Genomic DNA, 21,479 nt, shown 5'->3' with positions numbered 1-21,479 from the left:
CGGAAAGGGAGGAAATATTTATGATACAGGATCTTACAGTTTCCGGATTCTTGGAAGAACTGTCATCCGGGAAGCCGACGCCGGGAGGCGGAGGAGCGGCAGCACTTGGCGGCGCACAGGGCGTGGCTCTGGGAGAGATGGTGATCCATCTGACTCTTGGGAAAAAACGGTACGCGGATGTGGAAGAGGAGATGCAGGAGCTTCTTATAAAACTGGAGAGCTTAAAAAAGGAATTTTTAAGACTTGCGGACGAAGATGCGGCCGTATTTGCCCCGCTGGCAGCAGCTTATGGCCTGCCTGCCGGCACAGAGGAAGAAAAGAGGCGTAAATCAGAGGTTTTGGAAAAACATTTACTGGCGGCCAGCCTGGTACCGGCCGCAGTCATGGAACGGGCTTTGGAAGCGCTGGAGATCATGGCTGTCCTGGCAGATAAGGGTAGCCGGCTGGCTGTCAGTGATGTGGGAGTAGGAGTCCAGTTTCTTAAGTCTGCTCTTTTGGGTGCAAAGATGAATGTATCCATTAATACCAAATCCATGAAGCAGAGGGAAAGAGCCGGAGAGCTTAATCTCCGGGCAGACCAGATGGCGGAGGCCGGAAGGAAGCGGTCCGATGAAATTTATGCAAAAGTAGAGGCGGTGTTAAAGACAGAATAAAAAGGAGGCTCAAAAAAGCCGTGATAACTTTAAAGGGAGCAGCTGTGTCTGCGAAAATCAGGGAAGAGGTGGCAGAGCTTTTAATAAATCTGCCGGAGAAAACGCCAAAGCTGGCCATTGTAAGGGTGGGAGAACGGCCGGATGATCTGGCTTATGAGCGTGGTGCATTAAAGAAAATGGAAAATTTCGGTTTGCAGGCCGAAAGCTTTTGCTTTCCAAAAGATATTTCCGATGAAGCATTTAAGGAAGAGTTTTTTAAAATCAATGAAAATCCGGATATCGACGGAATCCTTTTGCTCCGGCCTTTGCCAAAGCAGATAAAGGAAAAGGATATCGAGCATATGATCGATCCGGGAAAGGATTTAGACGGGATCTCACCGGAAAACATTGCCCGTGTATTTGCAGGCGGTGAGGATGGGTTTGCACCCTGTACGGCGGAAGCAGTTGTGGAGGTGTTAAAGGCCAATGATATTCCCATGACCGGAAAGAGAGTGACTGTGGTGGGAAGGAGCCTGGTTGTGGGGCGCCCCCTTTCCATGCTCCTTTTAAAGGAAAATGCAACCGTTACCATTTGCCATACCCGCACAGAGGAACTGAAAAAAGTCTGCCGGAGTGCAGAGATTCTGATTGCGGCTGCCGGGCGCGCAAAGATGATCGATGCTTCCTATGTTGGAGAGGATGCCGTGGTCATTGATGTGGGAATCAATGTGGATGAGGACGGAAAGCTTTGCGGAGATGTGGATTTTGAATCTCTTGAAGGCACTGCCTCCATGGCGACTCCGGTACCCGGAGGCGTTGGTACCGTGACAACTGCCGTGCTGGCGAAACACCTGGTACAGGCGGCAGGAAAGAATAAGGGATAAAGTACAGGCTGTGGGAAAGAACTCACAGCCTGTACGGTTTTCCATGCTTTATTTCTTTTTCATGTCCGGATCATGGAGCTCTTCCGAAAATTCCGTTAAAATACGGCGATGCTCCGGCGTTCCTGCCGGATATTGCTCCCATTGGTGCATGCTCCGTCTGTTAGCCGCCTTTACGATAGCATAGCAGACCGTAAAAAATGCAACCAGAGCGATGCCTGCAAAAAAACCTAAGGTCTGACCTTTTATAAAGGGCATACTGAACATGGCTATGATCAGTCCGGCCATGGTAAACAGCGAACTATACGGAAATCCGCACAACCGGCAGTTTCCTTCCGGCTTCCCGTTCTTTTTCCGGAATCGGATATGGGTAAACATGAGCATGATATAAGTGAAAAGCAATGCAAACCCTCCGGAGCTGATCAAAAACAGATAGACCTGGGGAAAAAACAATCCGATGTACAGAAACAGCACCATGGACAAACCGGAAAATAAAATCCCACGGTAGGGGACATCGGTTCTGTCCTTTAAAAATGCAGGACCAAGCCGGTCATCCACAAGAGAACGGAGCATTCTTCCGATTCCAAACATGGCAGCTACCATGGTGGACAAAATTGCGCTGATTAATATAACCGTCATGGCAGTGCCGGCCCAGGTCACATGGTAGAGGTTTAAGGCCGTAACCATAGGACTGACGTTTTCGCTTAAGGATGCGGTCGGGACCAGCAGCAAAAGAATTGAAATGCACAGAATATAAAGTGTCACGAGCCAGAAAACCGTCAGGTGGATTGCCCGCGGCACGTTTTTTTGCTTATTTTTCGTTTCGCTGGCAGCCAGTCCGATGATTTCAAAGCCTGCATAGGTGAATAAAACGATCAGCATGCTTCCTGCCAGGCTTTTTATGCCTCCGGGGAGAAATGCCTCCGACCGCAATATGCTGCTTCCCAAGGGACGGGAACCCGGCAGGATACCCAGAACGATCAGGGAACCTAACAGAATAAAACCGAAAATTGCTGAAATCTTGATTGCTGACAGAATGCTTTCCAGGCTGCTTAGCCGGTTTGCGCCCAAAAGATTTAACAATGTTACCCCGATGATCAGAGCGGTGCCCAGGACCGGGATCGAGACCGACGGAAACCATGTCCGGAACAGTAAGGAAACTGCGGTAGCCTCGCTAGACATGGAAATGACCATTCCGGTCCAATAGACCCAGCCCACAACAAAGCCTGCGCCACTATTTATATATTGAGCGGCAAATGTCCGGAAGGAAGAGGAATCCGGATTGGATACCGTCATTTCCGAAAGCGCAAAAAGAATGAAATAAACCATAACACCGCAAATCAGATAAGAAAGAATGATTCCCGGGCCGGCAGCCTGTATGGCAACCGATGAGCCCAGAAAAAAGGAACCGCCGATCACGGTTCCCAGAGCCATCATCGTTAAGCGGCCTGCAGTAAGACCATTTGCTTTATTTTTCATGGGATTCCTCGCTTTTGATTTTTGTATTATTATTCCAGATAACGGAAAAGTTATTCGGAACTGAAAATACAATAAAGCGGCAAAAGGTCTGCCTGCAGGCACAGGATCCTATTTTTTCCGCGCTTTCACCAGATACTGGTATGTGGTAAATGCATCCGGCTGGCTTTTGGTAAAGGAACACAGCTGATCGATCATTTTCTGCTGTTCCGGGCTGATCCAGACCCTGGTTACTCCCATATCTTCGATCTCATATCCGGCCCGGGAAAACATGCGGGTAATTTCTGTTTTGGTAAAAAAGCGCAGATGTGTCCGGTCAAGGATCCCGCTTTCCTGATAGGTCCAAAAACCGTTTAATAAGTCGCTTATAACAGAAATATGCATTACGTTCGGGATGCTTGCCAGAATAGCGCCTCCCGGTTTTAAATAGCGCTTCATGTTAACCAATACGGATTCCGGCTGGTGAAGATGTTCCAACACATCACCGAATATGATATAATCAAAAAATCCCTCCGGATAATCCAGATTCTCTTCCACATTGCCCTGGGTGACAGGAAAAAGAAGGGAAGAGATTTTCCAGGAACCGGGATCTAATTCGATGCCGTGAAGCTCGGCTGACGGATACTTGTTTTTCATGGAAAGCAAGGATGCTCCGCATGCACATCCCACATCAAGAGCTCTTAATGGAGTTTCTTTCGGATCGGTAACCAGGGCAAGGATATCCGGCCGGCTGAAAAGAGAGTAATTGAGCCGCACATTCCATTTCTGGTGGAAATAATCGTAGTCAGCCAAGCGGGCCTGGTTGCTTTGCTGCTGCCCAAAGGTATAGACATAGGCATGATGGCATAAATACGTGAGTTTCTTTTTGTGCAGCAGCTGGAAGCTTAAGTCTTTCTCCAACACTTCCTGGGTGGAAAAATGCTCGTCAAATCCCTTAACGGCCGCCCAGCTGTCTCTTTGCACCAAAATGGTGAGACATGAGGGAATCAGGACCGGATCCATATGCTCATCCCCGGGCAGGTTATGCTCGGCGGCATAGACATTGGCCCGGTCAATGGGGGTTTTTAAATCAACCAGGCCCAATGCCGGGCCATTGGTAACAGCGTTTACCGCGCCGATATCATTGGTTTTGTACAGGGACATGCGCAATTGAAATAACGCGTGGTTCAAAAGAACGGATCCCTGACCCAGGAATAGGATATCCTCATTTTTCTTTGTAAGTTTTGCCGCTTTCCGGTATGCCAGGGCGGGGGAAAGTCCTTTTCCCGATACATACGAGATATCTTTCTGACCTTTCAGCCAGTTTGTAACCTCCTCAGATTCTTCCCGGTCAATCACCACAACGGTCTGGCAGTCCTCCTGGGCAGCAAGGCATGTAGAAAGGATTATTTCCATTTGCTCCTGGGATGGTACGGAAGGAATGATAAATGCTGCCTTTGGAATGTCCTTTGCATATTCCTTTGTAAATGCCGTCAGAACATCGGATATGAGCTTGGCGTCCTCCTCCTTGTCACAGAGGAAGGAGCTGTGGGCGTAGCAGAGGTAGGCACGCTTTAAGTTCCCGCTTTTTTTGTAATATTCGCCCATCCGAAAATAAATTTCATAATTACGGCTGTTTTCAGCAGCCTTTTTGTGAAGCTCTTCCACACTGGTAATGGATTGTTCCTGATTCATCATAATTTCTCCTTTTATTTTACTTGGTTCCTATGATCCAAAATGCTTTCATACCATTATATTCCACAGGTACATGCTGGTGTGATAATGGATCTGGCGTACACTGTTTCCTCTGTTTTTATCAACACGGTTGACTAAGTAACAACTTATCTGCTATAATCAAGTTGTTACTCGGGGCGGCTTGGAAGGTTTTTGTAACAATAATCCGACATTTTGATTGGTCCCCATATCTGAAAATTTAGTATTTGAAACAACGTTTCACTTTTCTATAACCCTCCCACAGGAAAGTTTATAATTTAAATTTAACCGGATAGGTGATTGTTTCGTGATAAAAATACCGAAGCTTTTGTTTTTCGTTGCAAAAATATCGGTATGGAGCTGATTTTTTGGCCAGTTGAATAAAGGAATGAAAGGAGAATTTATATGGAAAAAGACAGAAAACGACAAATATCAATGGAACGGGCAAAGGAATTAAAAGGGCGGATTGAAGATTTTTTAGAGGCAAGAAATGAGATTCCCAAAGGGCTGGAAAAGGAAGAGGAGTTAATAAATCGAAAGAACAAAATATTAAAAGTACTGGATGCCGCAGAAGAGGACTGGAATGATTACCAATGGCAGTTGAATCATAGGATTTCAGATGTGGAAACATTAAGTAAAATAGTGAACCTAAGTGAAAAGGAAAAAATGCAGATTCAGAAAGTTGAGAAAAAATTCAGATGGGCGGTCTCTCCATATTATTTAAGTCTGGCTGATCCGGATGACAGGTATGATCCGATCAGGCTGTTATCGATCCCCACGTATAAAGAGCTGGAGGATTCCTGTACGGACTTAGATCCTATGGGAGAAGAATTTACAAATCCGGCGGGCTGTATTACGAGACGTTATCCCGACAGGCTGATCATCAATGTGACCAATGAGTGTGCCATGTTTTGCAGGCATTGCCAGAGAAGGAGAAATATTGGAGAAGAGGATGTCCACCGGTCCCGTGAAATCATTCAGGAATCCATAGATTACATAAGAGAGAATGAAGAAATAAGAGATGTTTTAATTACCGGCGGAGATGCGTTATGCCTTTCCGATGAAGAGCTTGAGTGGATCATAAAACAACTGAAAGAAATTCCGCACGTTGATTATATTCGCCTGGGCACCAGAACCCCGGTGACCATGCCCCAAAGGGTTACGGACCGGTTATGTTCCATGCTGAAAAAATATCATCCGATCTACATCAATACGCATTTTAATCATCCCATGGAAATTACCCGGGCTGCAAAAGCCGCCTGCGGCAAATTAGCGGATTCCGGAATCGTTCTTGGAAATCAGGCTGTGCTGTTAAATGGGATCAACAATGATAAATATGTCATGCGGGTGCTCAATCATGAATTGCTGAAATGCAGGGTAAGGCCTTATTATATCTTTCATGCAAAGCATGTACAGGGAACCACTCATTTTAATACATCAATTGAGGATGGCGTGGAAATCATGGAATACTTAAGAGGCTATACATCCGGCATGGCGATCCCGACATTTATCGTAAATGCCCCCAAAGGGCAGGGGAAAACGCCCATATTCCCCAATTATGTTGTGTCCCGGGGACCAGGTTACGTAAAACTGAGAACCTGGGAAGGCAATATTGTGAAATATGAAGATCATGAGACAAAGGATATCAGGGAGTGGCTGGAATAAACGGAAAGGATTCTGTTTATCCGTTAACCGCCTGCCGTTTCATCTGCCCGATGGCCCTCAGCACCGGAGGAAAATACAGGATGATGACCGTTACGATCAGTTCCGGCAGAATGTAAGTCGCATTGTATCCCATGGTATAAAGAAACGAGTTCATGCCTTCCGGTGCATAGGAAGCAAAAAATATATAGCCGGAGATGACATGGCATACATAGCGGCCCAGAACACCTGCAATGTATCCGGTAATAAGGCCATGCTTTTTGTTGCAGAAAAGTCCGGAAAGGCCCAAAGCGCCGAAGGCCAGAGGATAATCAAGCAGGACCTGCAGCGGGGCGTATATATAGGGGCCTGTGATAAACTGAAGGATGCCGTATGCCACACCGGTCATGATTCCGGTCTTTAAGCCGTAAACATAGCCGATCAGACAGATGAACAGCATGGAAAACATGGTAATGGAGCCGCCGAATGGAAGTGTGGCAAATTTAATAAAGGAAGCTACCATTGCCAGTGCCATCGCGCCCCCACAGTAAACCAGCTGACGGGTCTTAAGCTGTTTGGATTTGCCGGCGGACATGCCAAGCAGGTGGAGACCCGCCAGGACTGCCAGAAGCAGAACGATTACCAGCCCGTATCCGGCCGGTTTTAATAAGTATTCTTCATTTTCTGCAGAATAAGTTAGAAAAAAAGACATAAAAAATCCTCCTTTGTGCGCGCAGGAGGGGACTACTGATGCTTCCTTACGCCGGTATTATCCGGTTCAAGTAGTGAGGGTTAGGTTTTTACCAGTCTCAGCCCAAGGCTCCCCTAGCGTGTGTACAATCTATGTTTTCGCTGTGAGTATATCGCAAATCCATACGCTTGTCAAGTCATGTCAAAATGTAAAATAAGTATAAAAAAATAAATAAAGCACAACCTATGAAATGATGAAAATTGGAAGTATGGAGGTTGTTTGTTATGACAGGCTTTATTATAGCTCTTATATCAGGGGCACTTATGAGTATCCAGGGAGTTTTTAATACGGGAGTGACAAAACAGACCAGCATGTGGGTAGCGACCGGCTGGGTGCAGCTGACGGCGTTTATAACCTGTCTGGTCCTGTGGTATTTTTCAGGAAAAGACAACATTTCAGGACTTTTTGATGTGCAGCCGAAATACATGCTGCTCGGTGGTATCATCGGCGCATTTATCACATATACAGTGGTTAGGAGCATGGGTACCTTAGGGCCGGCCAAAGCAGCTTTGATCATCGTGGTATCCCAGATCATTGTGGCTTATGCCGTGGAAGTGTTCGGATTATTTGGAGTTGAAAAAGTGGGATTTGAATGGAAAAAACTGATCGGGGCGGTGGTTGCGATCATTGGAATCATGATATTTAATTAATTTGGAAATAGTGCTTGTATTTACCTATTTCTTTAGGTAGAATAGTAACATAGGCTGAAGATGGTATCCTTTTTTGAGAATTTTTGTAAGGAGGGATATCATGAAATACCAGAAAGTAAGAATTGCTGTCATTGCCCTGTTCATTTTGGCTGCGGGCATATGCTACGGCTTAAAAAGCAATCACGGAACCCGGGCAGAAGAGATCGAGCTGTCTGAGCCGTCTGCTTCCAGGGAAATTTCAAGTGATGAAGGCGGGTCAGACGAAAGGTCCGGCGGGCGGACAGGTTTTCAGCAGTCCGGTCCGTCTGGGGAAGCAGAGCCGGATGGTGATTCCGGGAAGACAGGAGATAAGGCTTCCTCATCCTTTTATGTACATATCTGCGGGGAAGTGGTTTCTCCCGGTGTTTATGAGCTTCAAGAAGGGAGCAGGATCTTTCAGGCAATTGAGAGAGCCGGAGGTTTTACAGAAAATGCTGCTGGGGAATATTTGAATATGGCGGAGCGGGTCAGCGACGGTATGAAGATCGAGGTACTTAATAAGGAAGAGGCAGAGGCGGCCAGGGCCCGCGCTGAACTTTCCTTACCGGCCGAAGCGCCGTCCGAGGGACAAAAGCCAAAGGTGAATTTAAATACTGCGGCCAAAGAAGAGCTGATGACTCTTCGGGGAATCGGAGAGGCCAAGGCCGATGATATCATACGGTATCGGGACAGCCACGGTGGATTTCAGAGGATTGAGGATATCATGAAGATATCCGGTATTAAAGATGCGGCATTTCAGAAAATAAAAGATGATATAACGGTTTGAGATAGAGGGCAGAGGTGTGATATGGCAAGTGTATTAGTAGTTGATGATGAAAAACTGATTGTTAAGGGAATGAGATTCAGTCTGGAGCAGGACGGTATGGAAGTGGATTGTGCCTATGACGGGGAGGAAGCCATTAATCTGGCGAAACAGAGGGAATATGATGTGGTCCTTTTGGATGTCATGCTTCCGAAGTTCGACGGATACGAGGTGTGCCAGGCCATCCGGGAATTCTCCGAGATGCCGATCATCATGCTGACGGCAAAAGGCAATGATATGGATAAGATTCTGGGCCTGGAATACGGGGCAGACGATTATATTACCAAACCCTTTAACATTCTTGAAGTAAAGGCCAGGATCAAGGCCATCATGCGCCGGAATGCGAAAAAGGGCAGACGGGAGCGTCAGGATGACAGCCATGTGGTGACGGCAGGCGACTTAAAGCTTGACCGTGACAGCAGGCGTGTTTTTATCGGTGAGAAAGAGATTAATTTGACGGCGAAGGAATTTGATCTTTTGGAGCTGCTTACCTGCAATCCGGGTAAGGTTTACAGCAGGGAACAGCTTCTTACTTATGTGTGGGGCAACAAGGTCATGGATACGGGAGATGTCCGCACTGTTGATGTCCATGTAAGGCGTCTGAGAGAGAAGATCGAGCCCAGCCCAAGCGATCCCAAATATGTGCATACCAAATGGGGCGTGGGATATTATTTCCGGGTATAGAAAAAGAAAGAGGAGGATTTCTGACGGGAAACCGGAAGGATCCGCCTTTTCTTAGATTTTAGGGATTAAGGAGCTGGAGTTATGGATTCAGTGGATTATAACATCAGAATGGTGAGAAAAGAAGATTTAGACGGGGTGGCAGAGGTGGAAGCCCTCTGTTTTCCTGCGGCGGAGGCGGCTGGAAAAGAAGCTTTCCGGCAGAGGATCGGGAGGTTTCCGGAAAGTTTTTTTGTGGCGGAGCTTGCCGGCGGGACGATCATCGGTTTTATTAATGGCTGCGCCACAAATGGGAATACTATCTGCGACGAGATGTTCGAGAATCCGGACCTTCATGATCCGGATGGTGCCTATCAAAGCGTTTTCGGCCTTGATGTGGCAGAGAAGTGGAGGGGCAGGGGAATTGCTGCTGCTCTCATGGACCGTCTCATAGAAGAAGCGGGGAGAAGGGGCAGAAAGGGAATGATTCTCACCTGCAAGGACCGGCTGATACATTATTATGAAAAATTCGGATACCGGAACATGGGAGTTTCCGGGTCTGTACACGGAGGAGCCATTTGGTATGACATGCTTCTGGATTTTAAGGATGCAGGGAAGTGAGGCACCGGCAGTATGAAACGAAGCCCACAGGGAGAAAGATGGAGAAGGCTGGATAATACGGCGAAGCTGTTTCCGGTCATAGCCAGCGAGAATTTAAGCAATGTGTTCCGGATTTCAGCAACTTTAAAGGAAGAGGTGGATCCGGGGACCCTGCAGCGGGCTTTGGAAGAGATTCTTCCCCAGTTTGAAGGATTTTCGGTGAGACTGCGGAGAGGTTTTTTCTGGTATTATTTTGAGCATAACAAAAGGATGCCGGTCATTGAGAGGGAAACGACCTACCCATGTAAATACATCGACCCTCACAGCAGCCAGCTCTTTTTATTCCGGGTCAGTTATTTTGACAGACGGATCAATCTGGAGGTATTTCATGCAGTTACGGACGGCCTTGGGGCGGTAAATTTTTTGAAGGCCCTGGTCTACCGGTATCTGGATTTAAAACGGAATTCCGGAACCGGCCATAAGGCTTCCCAGAAAATATCATCGGACGTTTCCATGAATGTGGAAGACAGTTATGTCCGCCATTATAAAAAGACCGCAAGGCGCAAATACAGTTCCAGGAAGGCCTATCATCTGACCGGAGAACCACTTCCGTTAGATGAGGAAAATATTCTTCACGGCTACGTGGCCTTAAGGGAGTTAAAAGAGGCCGGTAAACGTTACGGAGTCAGCATAACCAGGTTTCTGACAGCTTCCCTGATCTGGGCCATTTATCAGGAATATTTGGGAGGGAAACCCTGGGGGGAATCCATCGGCATCAGCATACCCATTAATCTGAGGTCGTTTTTCGGTTCGGAGACCATGGCCAATTTTTTTGCCGTGACGCTCATAGATTTTCTTTCTTCCAGTGAAGAGCATACCTTTGAAGAGGTGCTGAAAACAGTGAGCAGTCAGATGGACTTAAAGATCACAAAGGAAAAGATGGAGGAGACCATTTCCTACAATGTTTCCAATGAAAAAAAGTGGTATCTGCGGGCAACGCCCCTTTTTATAAAATGGTGCGTTTTAAACCTGATTTTCCGAAAGAATGATAAAGCTTACACCATGACTCTTTCCAATATCGGGCCGGTTCAGATTGATGAGGAATATGCCGGGGAAATAGAACGTTTTTATTTGATGATCGGGGTTTCCAGAAGGCAGCCTGTGAAATGCTCGGTCTGCGCTTATAAGGATGAGGTGATTGTAACCTTTACCTCTGTGTTCCAGGACACCAGGCTTCAGGACCGCTTCTTTGGGTTCCTGAAGGAAAAGGGGATACCTGTAAAGCTGGAGAGCAACGGAGTTCCGGACAAACGGGATGACAGGGGAATGTATCCCCAGATCCGATATGATCAGGAACGTCTTAAAAAGCTGGTCAATGTCTTCTATGGTCTGATGATTTTTATATCCGCTGTTTTGGGATTCATTAATTATGCCACTTATACCGGGTCCTTATGGTCGGTCATTGCCATTGGCCTTATGGCATATGCGGTCCTTACGGTCCGGTATTCCTTTATGCGCCATTCCAACTTAGCCGGTAAGATCCTTCTGCAGACAGCGGCGGCGGAATTTCTATGGGTGGCGATCGACCATTCCTCCGGTTACAGCGGATGGTCCGTGAACTACGGAATCCCAAGTACCATCCTGTTTGCGGATCTGGCGGTGGTATTCCTGATTCTGGTGAACCGGATGAACTGGCAGAGCTATTTCATGTATCAGATCGCCATTACGGTCTTCAGTTTTATTCCTCTGATCCTTTGGGCGGCAGGTCTGCTTACCAGACTGCCTCTGGCGCTTATTACTGTGATCGTGACCGTTTTCATTCTGGCCGTTACCATCGTGCTTGGCGACCGCAGCGTGAAAACGGAATTGAAGCGGCGTTTTCATGTGTAACCATGCAGTTGGGAAAGGAGGGCTTTGCGGATGAGTAAAAGAAAAGTGAGTGTGCGGGGAAACCTGGTGAGAGATATGATGCAGAACGTGATGGAGACTTCATTAAAACAGCCGATCCGGACCGGAGAACTGAGAAAGTATCCGGTGGAGCCGGCCTGGACCTGTCCGGCTGGATACGAATATGAAATCATAGAGATGGAGCATTTTAAAATGGAATATCTGCGTCCGGCGGGAGTGGTGACAGGGCGCGTGATCCTTCAGCTTCACGGCGGCGGATACATCGGGCCGATGAAGAACATTTACCGGAGGTTTGCGGTCCGGTATTCCAAGTTAAGCTATGGAGGGGATGTGCTGACCCTCGATTACCGGGTGGCCCCGGAAAATCCCTACCCGGCAGCCCTGGAAGATGCGGTGGCTGCCTATGAATGGCTTCTTTTTGAAAAGGGATACAGTCCGGAACATATTGTGGTGGCAGGTGATTCGGCAGGAGGCGGCTTAAGTCTGGCACTGGGTCTGTATCTTAGGGATCATGGGATTGCCCTGCCCGGCGGTTTTATTACCATGTCCGCCTGGACGGATCTGACCAACAGCGGGGAAAGCCATGTGACAAACTATGAGATCGACCCCCTGTTCGGCAATTCAACCGATAACATGCTTTACCATTCCGCCTATATCGGCGAAAGGGATCCGGCAGATCCGTATCTCTCTCCGGTATTTGGAGAGTATGAGGGATTCCCTCCCGTCCTCATGCAGGTGGGAGGCTATGAGGTGCTTTTAAGCGATACCCTGACGGTTGCAGATCATTTAAAAAAGGCGGGCGTAAAACGGCGCCTTTCCGTGTACGAAGGAATGTTCCATGTATTCCAGATGGGCCTGGACTTGATTCCGGAGAGCCGGGAAGCCTGGGACGAGGTAGAGGGATTTTTAAGGGCCGTCTATCATATCAATGTGAAGCCGGAGGGAAAAGTGGTGCGGAAGGTAAAGACAGAACATAAGAAACCGGTGAGGGATATGACCAGACTTCTGATCGCTATGATGAAGAAGGAGCTGGACACATAAAGGAGACTCCAATGAAGATAACTTTGGTGACTGTGGGTAAAATAAAGGAGAAGTTTTATGCCGACGCCATCGCGGAATACAGCAAGAGACTGAGCCGTTACTGTAAGCTGGAGATCATACAGGTGGCGGATGAAAAGACACCGGACAGCGCCGGTGAGGCCGTGGAGCGGCAGATTAAGGACAGGGAAGGGGAGCGGATACTCTCTTCCATCAAAGAGGGTGCCTACGTGGCTGCCCTGGCCATTGAAGGGGAAATGCCGGATTCCGTTAAGCTGTCTGAGAAAATAAACGCTCTGGGAGTGGGAGGGACCAGCCAGATTATATTTGTCATCGGGGGCTCCTTAGGCCTGTCGGAGGCCGTTTTAAAAAGGGCGGATTATAAGCTGAGTTTCTCCCGGATGACGTTTCCCCACCAGCTTATGCGGGTGATCTTGCTGGAGCAGATATACCGCAGCTACCGGATCATCAATGGAGAGCCGTATCACAAGTAAAAAACCCGAACCCAGCGAAAAGGAGAAAACGGAGATGAGTCAAAAGTTTCTTACCCCGATTCTTCCGGAGGAAATGGAGTATGTTCTGGAAGATGTGGCTGAACTCTTTAACAGGAAGGATGAGGAGGAAGCTGTTAAAGCTGTTCTCGTAAGGAATATCCGCATGGCGGAAGAGGATCTTTCCCGCATGCGTTTTTCCGCAGTCGTATTCGAGAACTGTATATTTCAAAATTGTAACTTTGAAAAAGGGGAATTTTCCGATGTGGTATTTCAGTCCTGTGATGTTTCCAACTGCAATTTCACAGACGGTTATTTTAACCGGGCGGAATTTCTTGCCTCCAAGGGAGTGGGTGTGAGATTCTGTGGGAGCACCATACTCCATACGGCGGTTGAAGAAAGCAATTTTGACTATGCTAATTTTGATTCCTCTAAGCTTGAACATATCCGGTTTTCCGGTACTCAGCTCCGGGGGAGCTCCATCACCCAGTGCCGCTGCAAAGCGGTGGAATGGAACCGGGTCTGCCTGGAAAATGCCAGCTTTTTTAAGACCATGTTAAATGGTATGGACTTTACGGACAGCGTCATACAGGGCCTGATGCTTTCCGATGACTGCCGGGAGGTCAGGGGAGCTGTGGTGGATTTATACCAGGCGGCAGAGCTGGCAAAGTATCTTGGGGTGGTTATAAAAAACGGATAAACCGCTGCCTCTAAAATGATTCTGGAATGAGTGTGAGGTTTATAAGGATGCTTCGTATGGTATAATGGTTTTGATTATGTTGAAGAAGGACATATATCTTTTAAGGAGGCGAGCTTTTTTATGATGGACCCCGCAAAGACTGCATAGCACAGGTTATGCAGTGAAAATATGACAGTAATTGTATAGCCTTTGCTATTCCGGACAGAAAAATCATGTTTGGGAGGCAGCGATGCGCTATAAGAAAGCAAATGAAATTTTGCCGGTGGAACTGGTGGAATTCATTCAGAATTATATTGATGGGGAATATATTTACATCCCCAGAAAACAGGAAAATAAAAGGACCTGGGGTGAGGGGACGGGCGCCAGGGAGGAGCGTGAGCTCCGTGACCTGGCCATTTACAGGGATTATGCTTCTGGCATCTGTGTGAAGATGCTTGCTGAGCGGTATTACCTGTCTGAGAAAAGCATTCAGAGAATCGTACTTCAGGAAAAGAGAAAAAAGAAAATAGAGTAGGGCGGCACATCGGAAAGAGCATGATGTGCCGCCTTTTCTTTCTTTCATAATAGAGTTTGAGGTAGGATGAAGAAAAAAGGCGTGATACAGTAACATAAGAAAATCTGCATGAATGGAGGAAAAACATGAAACGGAATTTTCGGAAACAATGGATCATCACGCCGGATGAACTTCCTTTTGTCATAAGAAGGTGTCCGAAATGCGGAAAAAAGACGGAATATAAAAATAGCGGAAAATTCAGAGTAAATGCCAATGGACGTCTCATCGATGTCTGGCTGATATACCGGTGCGGTAAGTGTGAGACCTCCTGGAATATGGCAATTTGGGAAAGAGCGGAGGCCGGGCACCTTGATGAAAAGGAATATGAGGGATTTTTAAAAAATGATCCCTATCTGGCTGCCATATATGGATCTGACAGAGATTTATTTGCAAAAAACAAAGCAGAAGCAGCAAATACTAGAACAGAGTACCATATACTGGAGGTGGTTACCCCCCTTCCCTGCATGGATGATCATGCCATAGAGGTAGAAGTAAGGGTTCCTGCCGGTTTTGATTTAAGGGTTGACTTGTTTTTAGTGCGTCAGCTCTCTGTTTCAAGAAGTAGGATAAAGAAATGGTGTGAAGAAGGGCTGATTGCCAGCGGGAGCGGGGTTTTATCACCTAAAAGCAGAGTAAAGGATGGAATGCTTTTGCAGATCAGAACAGAGGCTTTTAAAACGAAAGCATTGAGGGAATCCCATGAATCTGATTTTATTCCCTGTAAAGTGAAAAGGTGTGTTAAGTATTGAGAAATCACAAAAAATTGTATGGTATTTTAAAGGTAATGGGTCTTATTATGACAGCCGTTACCTTTATTTTTTTAAGTCATTTATATAAATAGAATATGGCATATGTGGTAACTTTTCTACTTAAACTTTAAAGCTTACTTTCAACATGTGAAACCGCTTATAAACTAGGAATGTGGTTCTACATTCAGGTAATATTACGGAAGCAAAAAGGTTGATGTGCAAATTTTGGCACTCAACGTGTATAATTTTGGCACTTGGGTTGAAACAATGCTCATAAGTTGAAATAATGCTCATAAAATGTCGAATGAGGATATATACGGGTTCATTTATTACGGGTAGTTACTTACTATCTCGGAGGGTGGATTAGAAGGGAATAAAAAATGAATGACATTGATTTATTATTTGCAAAAGCAAGAAGGAATGTTCTGTTGAAATCAGAATTCCAAGAAACAGCAGAGCCTGCTCTTATCAGTGAATCAGATGTAAATGGTTTACAGGAAATAGAGGAAGGGGAAAGCTTATTTATAGATAATATTCAATATGAATTTATCCGGTATTCCTTTTCTAAATATGGGCTTTCCATACTTTTACCGAAAGGTATAAGACTACTGGCAGAAAGAGAGGAAATGGCTGTATTTTCATTCAGTAATCAGTTTCTGCTGACAATCAAACGGTTAGATCAGGAACAAAAACCTGGAATACAGGAGATAGAAGAGCATTATAAAAAAATGATGAATGAATCAAAGCAGCAATCAGAATTGGTTTTTTCAAAAACTATGGTGCATAAGGAGATGGAGGCAGATATCTTTACAATGCTGCTAAGGATGCCGGATAAAAAAATATATAATACGGCAGGAATTATTATTTGTAACAGAAAAGTAATTATAATAAATTTTCAAATGCAGGAAGAGTGTTTTCAGGCATGGCAGTCCGTGGTTTACCGTATTTTTATGACAATGAAAGAGGAACCGGTATAGCGGTTCATACAGAATGAGAGGAGAATTATGAAAATGAATCAGATGATGACATATGAAGAATTACAAATCAGCCCATTTGAATTTTTAACAATTGAAACGTTGGAAATTCATAAAGAAATAAATGAACATAGCAGTCTGGAGCTGTCTGGCAAGGTCAAAGCGGAATTGGCCGAGCCTTATCTGGAACGGTGCGGCCCGGAAACTGAAATTTGTATAAAATTTCGTACAGGTTCGTTTTTATTCTATGGAATGATAAGTCAAATCAATTTGAAAAAAGAAGGAGGAGTTTACAGCATATCGGTTCAGGCAATTTCAAAAACATTTCTTATGGATATTGAAAAAAAGAAGCGTTCTTTTCAGGATATAACAGCTACCTATGCGGACATTATCAAAGGAATAACAGGGGAATATAAAGATTCCAATGTTATTGTGAGTAATGAATTTGATGTACCGACAGGGCAGTTGTTCCTGCAATATGACGAAACGGACTGGCAGTTTATAAAGCGTCTGGCATCTCATATAAACCAGGGCCTGTTTCCGTATGTTGAGGCAGGATTTTTAGCATACCATGCAGGTATGCCATCAATAGAACGAAATGTTGAAATTGCAAAAACAGATTATGAAATAAATAGAGAGCTTGGAGAATTTCAGAAGGCTGAGAAAAATACGATTCAGAATATCATGAGTCTGGACTTTAGCGCTTATAGGATTGAAGCTTTAAAGGTGATGGAGTTAGGAGAGCAGGTAACATTCAGGAAAATTCCATTTTATGTGAAGAAAGCAGAAATCCGGATGCAGCAGGCTGGGCTGGCAGGATACTATGATTTAAGTACAAAAGGCGGACTTAAAAAGGAATTAAGCTATAATGAACAGCTTAAAGGAAGTTCTTTAAAAGGGACGGTAATAGCGGTACAAAGAGATCAGATTAAAGTACATATCCATGAGGCGGATAAGGAGCAGAGTATAGAAAAAGCGTATTGGTTTTCTTATTCCTCTATTTATGCTTCACAGGACGGGAGCGGGTGGTACTGTATGCCGGAAGTGAGAGATGAAGTGAGAATCCAAATCCCGGATATAGATGAAAAGTCTGCATTCGCCGTCAGTGCAGTCAGTAATTATCAACCTTCAAAAGGGCAGACAGACCGAATGGCGGACTACCAGAGAAGGTACATACGAAATCCACAGGGAATGGAAATCATGTGGACTCCGCAGCAGGTGATTATTTCAGCAAATGGCGGGAGTAAATTGGTTTTAGATGAAAGCGGGACGATTTATGTTCAATCAAAGACAAATATCTCAATTGCAGCCGGAGAATCCATTGAGCTTAGCGCAGGAGATCAGGTGAGTATCGAGGCATCTGACAGCATAAAGGTCCGCTGCGGCGGCAAAGCAGAGATATCTATGGATAAGGAAGGAAAAACAGAATTAAAGGGAAATAAAGTTTATATTAACTAAGGAGAAGCAGATGGAGAGAAAGAAAGCATTGAGTCGTTTTTGGGGTCAGCACGGGATTATCGAAGCTGCTATTGGGATTAAATTGCTGTATGAATATGCCCGGGCAAGAAAAGAGACTATCTGCAGAGAGATTTATGAAAGTATGCAGGAATTGGCTGCAAAAACAGCAGACATGCAAAGGATTGGAGAAAAAGGGAAAATTTTATACATAACAATCTCCATCTTGCGAAGCGAAATTTTGCTCAAGACAGGAAAAATACGAATGTATGCTTTTGATAACAGATTTTATCTGGATGAAGAGCCTGTATTTGTGGAATTCGATGGGTCAGAAATCTTTCAGTTTATATGGAAGCTGGAAGAACGGTTGAATCAAAAAGCAAAATACTTTCGGGGAAACGTACTGGAAAGTGATATCAGAAGCTTTTTATTACATGACTATACAAAGTTTGTAAACAAATTAATCATAGAAATAGCAAGGCAGACCATCAAAGAGTATGGAGTGGAATGGATTTCACCAATACAAAAAACTGCTGATTTCCGGATCATAGCAGGAGAATACAAAGGAAGCCTGGATGAATTATATCTGACAGAAATTGTGGAAAAGGACAGTGATACCATAAGGTTGGAATTTCAGGAGTACAGAAAGCTTCCGGATGAATTTTTTTGTAAAAATTATGTAAACTGTCAGCTTGGATATTTGAGCCTGAAAGAGATTAATTTAAGTAAAAGCACCTTCACGAATACGGATATGAGCAATGCTGATCTTAGTGACAGCTTTTGTTTGAAAACGAAATGGAGTGCATGCAATCTTACAGGTACGATATGGAGAAATGCTGTTTTATTGGATGCAGATTTTTCGGGTTGCGATTTAACTGACAGCGATTTCCGCGATTCCTTTGCACCGATCAGCATTCCATCTATATTGAACCTTAGCATAATCAGCTGGATAGGGGCTGATTTCACCAATACGATTCTAAAAAATACTACATTTAAGGGTGCGAATCTGGCGGGGGCCGATTTCAGGGATGCAGTATTTGAAAATACGGATTTTACCGGCGCGAATCTCTATCATGCTGTCTTCAGCCCGGAGGCAAAGGCTGGGGTGCAGTTTTCAGAGGAACAGTCAGAGAATATTTTATTTCAGAAAGGCAGGTGACCGGTGATGGAGTATTTTCTGTTCTCTCAGGATAAAGCAATGAATCATGTGGTATCTCTTGATTACCGATACCTTCCGAAACAGCTGAAACCGGATATTGAAATAAAGCTGACAACGGATATAAGATGGAGCGATCAGGCGATCTTTGAACAATGTTACAATTTCCGGGTGATCAGCAAAGACAGCAATATGTATCCGGATTATTTATATCAGCCGCTTCCCCTGCTGTCCACCCGGATGAAGGAAATCTTTGAGGCTTATGAGCAATATTTTAGCAGTACAGCCGCTTTTTTAAGTGATCCTGTTTTAAAAATACAGGAAGTTTACTGGTTATTTGCCGTAAGAGAGCAGGACTGTCTGGATGAAAGTGCGGAGTTATTTCCTAACCGTTTGTTAAAGAAAATGGTACTGAATAAGAAAAAAATTGGAACAAGGCAGATATTTATGATCGATGGATTATTGGAAAAGAGGCTGGTAGTGAGCCTTGATGTGGCAGAAAGCTTACTGCGAAGATCCATGGAGGGAATCGTCTTAACTCCGGTTACTGTGGTGTAACGCGGATGGATATGGTCTTTCATTCCATTTGTCCTTATGCTGACAGAGGAACAAAAAGTGTTGCCTGATTTTATGGAGGAAGTGAAATGAAGAAGCTGCATAAAATAATATTAGTTTTATGTGTAATAGTGATAAGTGCTTTGGCAGTCAGTTGTAAAAAAGAAAAAGTGGAGTATCCGCCGCTGCTTACAGAGGAAGAAGTTCTTGAAAGATTAAAGGAGACTTATGGGGAGGAATTTGAAATCCGAAGTAAAAGGGATTTGCTGTCATTGGGAAAGTGGATACATGCACCTGGACCTTATTCCGATCTTGCAGAGGGGCTTGTTTACGAAGCCAGCCCTGAAAGTGATCCGTCCTTTGTATTTAACGTATATACTTACCGGTGCTATGGGAATGCCAGTCCGATTCCCTTTGATAAATCGGGCGGATTGCAGGCTGACCTTGAGTATCATGACTGTTATGGACAAGATTTACTGGAGAAGAGGTTTAAGGAAAAAGCAAAAAAGTATGGGATAGCTTATACAATAACATATGACGGGTTCTATGAGGGATATAGATCTTCAGAGGAAGCGTATATAGCACGTATAAAAGATGAATATGAAGAGTTCAGTAAGGATTTTATTGATACAAAAGATTATCATACGAGTGTTGATTTTAATATTTTTATAAGAGAAGAAAAGCTAGAGGAGATGGCAGAAAAAATATCCCTTTGTGTAACAGAATTAATGGAAGAGTATCACTATGAACCATGGAACTACGATCCTTTGCAATATAAACCATGGCAGTACATACCAGAAATGGATTTACAGACATCCATTATTATCGATGTTAAATTTATATTTAAAGATAGAGAAGAATCCTCGTTTCTTGGAAGAAACTTGTTTTATAGACGATGGGGAAATTATTCGGAAGATGGAGACTTCGATATTAGTAAAGAATTATTAATAAGTGACATGAAAAAAGAAATTCAAGAGGAAAAAAATAGACTGCAAAAATAGGAGGTAATAGATATGGGAGAAATTACCAAGGAAGAAGCAGTAGCCTTGTCAGCAGTAATTTATTTTCCGAATATGAATAGTGTCTAAAATTTGTCGTGCTATTAAAAAAATGTTACGAGAGTATGTGCTTCATGAACTATAAATGATTATAAAAAACTGGAGGATGCGAAATGAAGAAACTACATAAATTGTTACTAATTTTATGTGTAGTGTTTTTATGTATATTAGCAGCTAGCTGTAAAAAAGCAAAGGTGGAGTATCCTCCCCTTTTGACAGAGGAAGAAGTATTGGAAAGGCTGAAGGAAACGTATGGGGAAGAATTTGAAATACGAAGTAAGAGGGATTTACTGTCATTGGGAACGTGGATACATGCACCTGGACCTTATTCCGACCTTGCGGAGGGGCTTGTTTATGAAGCCAGTCCTGAAAGTGATCCGTCCTTTGTATTTAACGTATATACTTACAGGTGCTATGGGAATGCCAGTCCGATTCCCTTTGATAAATCGGGCGGATTGCAGGCAGAACTTGAGTACCATGACTGTTATGGACAGGATTTACTGGAGAAGAGGTTTAAGGAAAAAGCAGAAGAATATGGGATAGTTTATACAACAAAATATAAAGGGTTCTATGAGGGATATAGATCTTCAGAGGAAGCGCATATAGCACGCGTAAAAGGTGAATATGAAGAGTTCAGTAAGGATTTTATTGATACAAAAGATTATCATACTAGTATAAAATATTATATCAATATTCGAGAAGAAAAGATAGAAGAAATGTCAGAAAAAATAGCCCTTTGTATATCAGAATTGATGGAAGAGTATCATTACGAAGTGGGAATGAATTTTTTCTCGACAGTAGGAATTCAGGTAAGGTTTAAGGATAAGGAAGGCGAGGAGGAAACTACAGATTATGTAGGAAGGATTTTATTTGATGATAACAGAAAAGAAAAATTTAATATTAAAAAAGAAATACTCATGCGTGATTTGGAGAATGAAGTGAAAGAGGGAAAACACAGGTATAAAAAGTAGGAGGAAATAGAAATGGGAGAAATTACAAAGGAAGAAGCGGTTGCCTT

General features: G+C 44.3%; 22 protein-coding genes and 1 riboswitch. Of the genes, 19 read left to right on the top strand and 3 right to left on the bottom strand.

What is annotated here, in order from left to right; genetic code table 11:
- Nucleotides 1-20 precede the first annotated feature (20 nt).
- Both BQ9856_RS01920 and BQ9856_RS01915 read left to right on the top strand, forming a co-directional pair.
- A complete protein-coding gene (locus tag BQ9856_RS01920) occupies nt 21-653 on the top strand; it encodes a cyclodeaminase/cyclohydrolase family protein (RefSeq protein WP_077609471.1) in 633 nt (210 codons plus the stop codon).
- Between the two features lie 20 nt (nt 654-673).
- Entirely contained in the window at nt 674-1,516 is an 843-nt protein-coding gene (locus tag BQ9856_RS01915) for a bifunctional 5,10-methylenetetrahydrofolate dehydrogenase/5,10-methenyltetrahydrofolate cyclohydrolase (protein WP_077609470.1), read from the top strand.
- A 48-nt stretch (nt 1,517-1,564) separates the two neighbouring features.
- On the opposite strand, the gene BQ9856_RS01910 is transcribed toward BQ9856_RS01915, so the two are convergent.
- On the bottom strand, nt 1,565-2,992 hold the full coding sequence (locus tag BQ9856_RS01910) for an amino acid permease (protein WP_077609469.1): 1,428 nt from the start codon (nt 2,990-2,992) through the stop codon (nt 1,565-1,567).
- 108 nt (nt 2,993-3,100) lie between these two features.
- Entirely contained in the window at nt 3,101-4,666 is a 1,566-nt protein-coding gene (locus BQ9856_RS01905) for a class I SAM-dependent methyltransferase (RefSeq protein WP_077609468.1), read from the bottom strand.
- 420 nt (nt 4,667-5,086) lie between these two features.
- On the opposite strand from BQ9856_RS01905, the gene eam reads away from it, so the two are divergent.
- Entirely contained in the window at nt 5,087-6,346 is a 1,260-nt protein-coding gene (eam, locus tag BQ9856_RS01900; protein ID WP_077609467.1) for a glutamate 2,3-aminomutase, read from the top strand.
- Between the two features lie 16 nt (nt 6,347-6,362).
- On the opposite strand, the gene thiT is transcribed toward eam, so the two are convergent.
- Nucleotides 6,363-7,034, bottom strand: coding sequence for an energy-coupled thiamine transporter ThiT (gene thiT / locus BQ9856_RS01895; protein WP_077609466.1), 672 nt, complete (start codon nt 7,032-7,034; stop codon nt 6,363-6,365).
- 26 nt (nt 7,035-7,060) lie between these two features.
- Nucleotides 7,061-7,159, bottom strand: a riboswitch (TPP riboswitch).
- A gap of 138 nt (nt 7,160-7,297) precedes the next feature.
- Between thiT and BQ9856_RS01890 the strand changes: the two genes are divergently transcribed.
- From BQ9856_RS01890 to BQ9856_RS01815, 16 genes are all read left to right on the top strand, one after another.
- Nucleotides 7,298-7,723 (top strand): DMT family transporter, encoded by a 426-nt coding sequence (locus tag BQ9856_RS01890; protein ID WP_077609465.1) that lies wholly within the window; start codon nt 7,298-7,300, stop codon nt 7,721-7,723.
- A gap of 100 nt (nt 7,724-7,823) precedes the next feature.
- Nucleotides 7,824-8,528 (top strand): helix-hairpin-helix domain-containing protein, encoded by a 705-nt coding sequence (locus BQ9856_RS01885; protein ID WP_077609464.1) that lies wholly within the window; start codon nt 7,824-7,826, stop codon nt 8,526-8,528.
- A gap of 21 nt (nt 8,529-8,549) precedes the next feature.
- Nucleotides 8,550-9,248, top strand: coding sequence for a response regulator transcription factor (locus BQ9856_RS01880; RefSeq protein WP_077609463.1), 699 nt, complete (start codon nt 8,550-8,552; stop codon nt 9,246-9,248).
- Between the two features lie 90 nt (nt 9,249-9,338).
- On the top strand, nt 9,339-9,845 hold the full coding sequence (locus BQ9856_RS01875) for a GNAT family N-acetyltransferase (protein ID WP_159441943.1): 507 nt from the start codon (nt 9,339-9,341) through the stop codon (nt 9,843-9,845).
- A gap of 12 nt (nt 9,846-9,857) precedes the next feature.
- Nucleotides 9,858-11,714: a DUF6320 domain-containing protein gene (locus BQ9856_RS01870; protein WP_077609461.1), complete on the top strand. Its 1,857-nt coding sequence runs from the start codon at nt 9,858-9,860 to the stop codon at nt 11,712-11,714.
- Between the two features lie 30 nt (nt 11,715-11,744).
- Entirely contained in the window at nt 11,745-12,773 is a 1,029-nt protein-coding gene (locus BQ9856_RS01865) for an alpha/beta hydrolase (protein WP_077609460.1), read from the top strand.
- A gap of 11 nt (nt 12,774-12,784) precedes the next feature.
- A complete protein-coding gene (gene rlmH / locus BQ9856_RS01860; RefSeq protein WP_077609459.1) occupies nt 12,785-13,264 on the top strand; it encodes a 23S rRNA (pseudouridine(1915)-N(3))-methyltransferase RlmH in 480 nt (159 codons plus the stop codon).
- A gap of 34 nt (nt 13,265-13,298) precedes the next feature.
- Nucleotides 13,299-13,961: a pentapeptide repeat-containing protein gene (locus tag BQ9856_RS01855; RefSeq protein WP_077609458.1), complete on the top strand. Its 663-nt coding sequence runs from the start codon at nt 13,299-13,301 to the stop codon at nt 13,959-13,961.
- Between the two features lie 229 nt (nt 13,962-14,190).
- Nucleotides 14,191-14,475 (top strand): CD3324 family protein, encoded by a 285-nt coding sequence (locus BQ9856_RS01850; RefSeq protein ID WP_077609457.1) that lies wholly within the window; start codon nt 14,191-14,193, stop codon nt 14,473-14,475.
- 125 nt (nt 14,476-14,600) lie between these two features.
- Nucleotides 14,601-15,263 (top strand): DUF1062 domain-containing protein, encoded by a 663-nt coding sequence (locus BQ9856_RS01845; RefSeq protein ID WP_077609456.1) that lies wholly within the window; start codon nt 14,601-14,603, stop codon nt 15,261-15,263.
- A gap of 380 nt (nt 15,264-15,643) precedes the next feature.
- On the top strand, nt 15,644-16,240 hold the full coding sequence (locus BQ9856_RS01840; protein ID WP_077609455.1) for a hypothetical protein: 597 nt from the start codon (nt 15,644-15,646) through the stop codon (nt 16,238-16,240).
- A 33-nt stretch (nt 16,241-16,273) separates the two neighbouring features.
- Nucleotides 16,274-17,695: a contractile injection system protein, VgrG/Pvc8 family gene (locus tag BQ9856_RS01835; protein WP_084758070.1), complete on the top strand. Its 1,422-nt coding sequence runs from the start codon at nt 16,274-16,276 to the stop codon at nt 17,693-17,695.
- Between the two features lie 10 nt (nt 17,696-17,705).
- The gene (locus BQ9856_RS01830) at nt 17,706-18,851 is read left to right on the top strand and encodes a pentapeptide repeat-containing protein (protein ID WP_077609453.1); all 1,146 of its coding nucleotides are present in this window, start codon (nt 17,706-17,708) and stop codon (nt 18,849-18,851) included.
- Between the two features lie 6 nt (nt 18,852-18,857).
- Entirely contained in the window at nt 18,858-19,406 is a 549-nt protein-coding gene (locus BQ9856_RS01825) for an imm11 family protein (RefSeq protein WP_077609452.1), read from the top strand.
- An 86-nt stretch (nt 19,407-19,492) separates the two neighbouring features.
- Nucleotides 19,493-20,404: a hypothetical protein gene (locus BQ9856_RS01820; protein WP_077609451.1), complete on the top strand. Its 912-nt coding sequence runs from the start codon at nt 19,493-19,495 to the stop codon at nt 20,402-20,404.
- Nucleotides 20,405-20,574: 170 nt separating this feature from the next.
- A complete protein-coding gene (locus BQ9856_RS01815) occupies nt 20,575-21,432 on the top strand; it encodes a hypothetical protein (protein ID WP_077609450.1) in 858 nt (285 codons plus the stop codon).
- Nucleotides 21,433-21,479 lie beyond the last annotated feature (47 nt).

Origin of the sequence: Clostridium sp. Marseille-P2415, assembly GCF_900155545.1 — a bacterium.
Classification (GTDB): domain Bacteria; phylum Bacillota; class Clostridia; order Lachnospirales; family Lachnospiraceae; genus Lacrimispora.
This window is presented reverse-complemented; position numbering and strand designations above follow the sequence as displayed.

Coding starts and splice junctions, on each gene's coding strand:
- BQ9856_RS01865 (WP_077609460.1), top strand. CDS start 11,745: ATGAGTAAAAGAAAAGTGAGTGTGCGGGGAAACCTGGTGAGAGATATG.
- BQ9856_RS01840 (WP_077609455.1), top strand. CDS start 15,644: ATGAATGACATTGATTTATTATTTGCAAAAGCAAGAAGGAATGTTCTG.
- BQ9856_RS01880 (WP_077609463.1), top strand. CDS start 8,550: ATGGCAAGTGTATTAGTAGTTGATGATGAAAAACTGATTGTTAAGGGA.
- BQ9856_RS01835 (WP_084758070.1), top strand. CDS start 16,274: ATGAATCAGATGATGACATATGAAGAATTACAAATCAGCCCATTTGAA.
- BQ9856_RS01855 (WP_077609458.1), top strand. CDS start 13,299: ATGAGTCAAAAGTTTCTTACCCCGATTCTTCCGGAGGAAATGGAGTAT.
- thiT (WP_077609466.1), bottom strand. CDS start 7,034: ATGTCTTTTTTTCTAACTTATTCTGCAGAAAATGAAGAATACTTATTA.
- BQ9856_RS01870 (WP_077609461.1), top strand. CDS start 9,858: ATGAAACGAAGCCCACAGGGAGAAAGATGGAGAAGGCTGGATAATACG.
- BQ9856_RS01830 (WP_077609453.1), top strand. CDS start 17,706: ATGGAGAGAAAGAAAGCATTGAGTCGTTTTTGGGGTCAGCACGGGATT.
- BQ9856_RS01910 (WP_077609469.1), bottom strand. CDS start 2,992: ATGAAAAATAAAGCAAATGGTCTTACTGCAGGCCGCTTAACGATGATG.
- BQ9856_RS01825 (WP_077609452.1), top strand. CDS start 18,858: ATGGAGTATTTTCTGTTCTCTCAGGATAAAGCAATGAATCATGTGGTA.
- BQ9856_RS01850 (WP_077609457.1), top strand. CDS start 14,191: ATGCGCTATAAGAAAGCAAATGAAATTTTGCCGGTGGAACTGGTGGAA.
- BQ9856_RS01920 (WP_077609471.1), top strand. CDS start 21: ATGATACAGGATCTTACAGTTTCCGGATTCTTGGAAGAACTGTCATCC.
- BQ9856_RS01905 (WP_077609468.1), bottom strand. CDS start 4,666: ATGATGAATCAGGAACAATCCATTACCAGTGTGGAAGAGCTTCACAAA.
- BQ9856_RS01890 (WP_077609465.1), top strand. CDS start 7,298: ATGACAGGCTTTATTATAGCTCTTATATCAGGGGCACTTATGAGTATC.
- BQ9856_RS01845 (WP_077609456.1), top strand. CDS start 14,601: ATGAAACGGAATTTTCGGAAACAATGGATCATCACGCCGGATGAACTT.
- BQ9856_RS01885 (WP_077609464.1), top strand. CDS start 7,824: ATGAAATACCAGAAAGTAAGAATTGCTGTCATTGCCCTGTTCATTTTG.
- eam (WP_077609467.1), top strand. CDS start 5,087: ATGGAAAAAGACAGAAAACGACAAATATCAATGGAACGGGCAAAGGAA.
- rlmH (WP_077609459.1), top strand. CDS start 12,785: ATGAAGATAACTTTGGTGACTGTGGGTAAAATAAAGGAGAAGTTTTAT.
- BQ9856_RS01815 (WP_077609450.1), top strand. CDS start 20,575: ATGAAGAAACTACATAAATTGTTACTAATTTTATGTGTAGTGTTTTTA.
- BQ9856_RS01820 (WP_077609451.1), top strand. CDS start 19,493: ATGAAGAAGCTGCATAAAATAATATTAGTTTTATGTGTAATAGTGATA.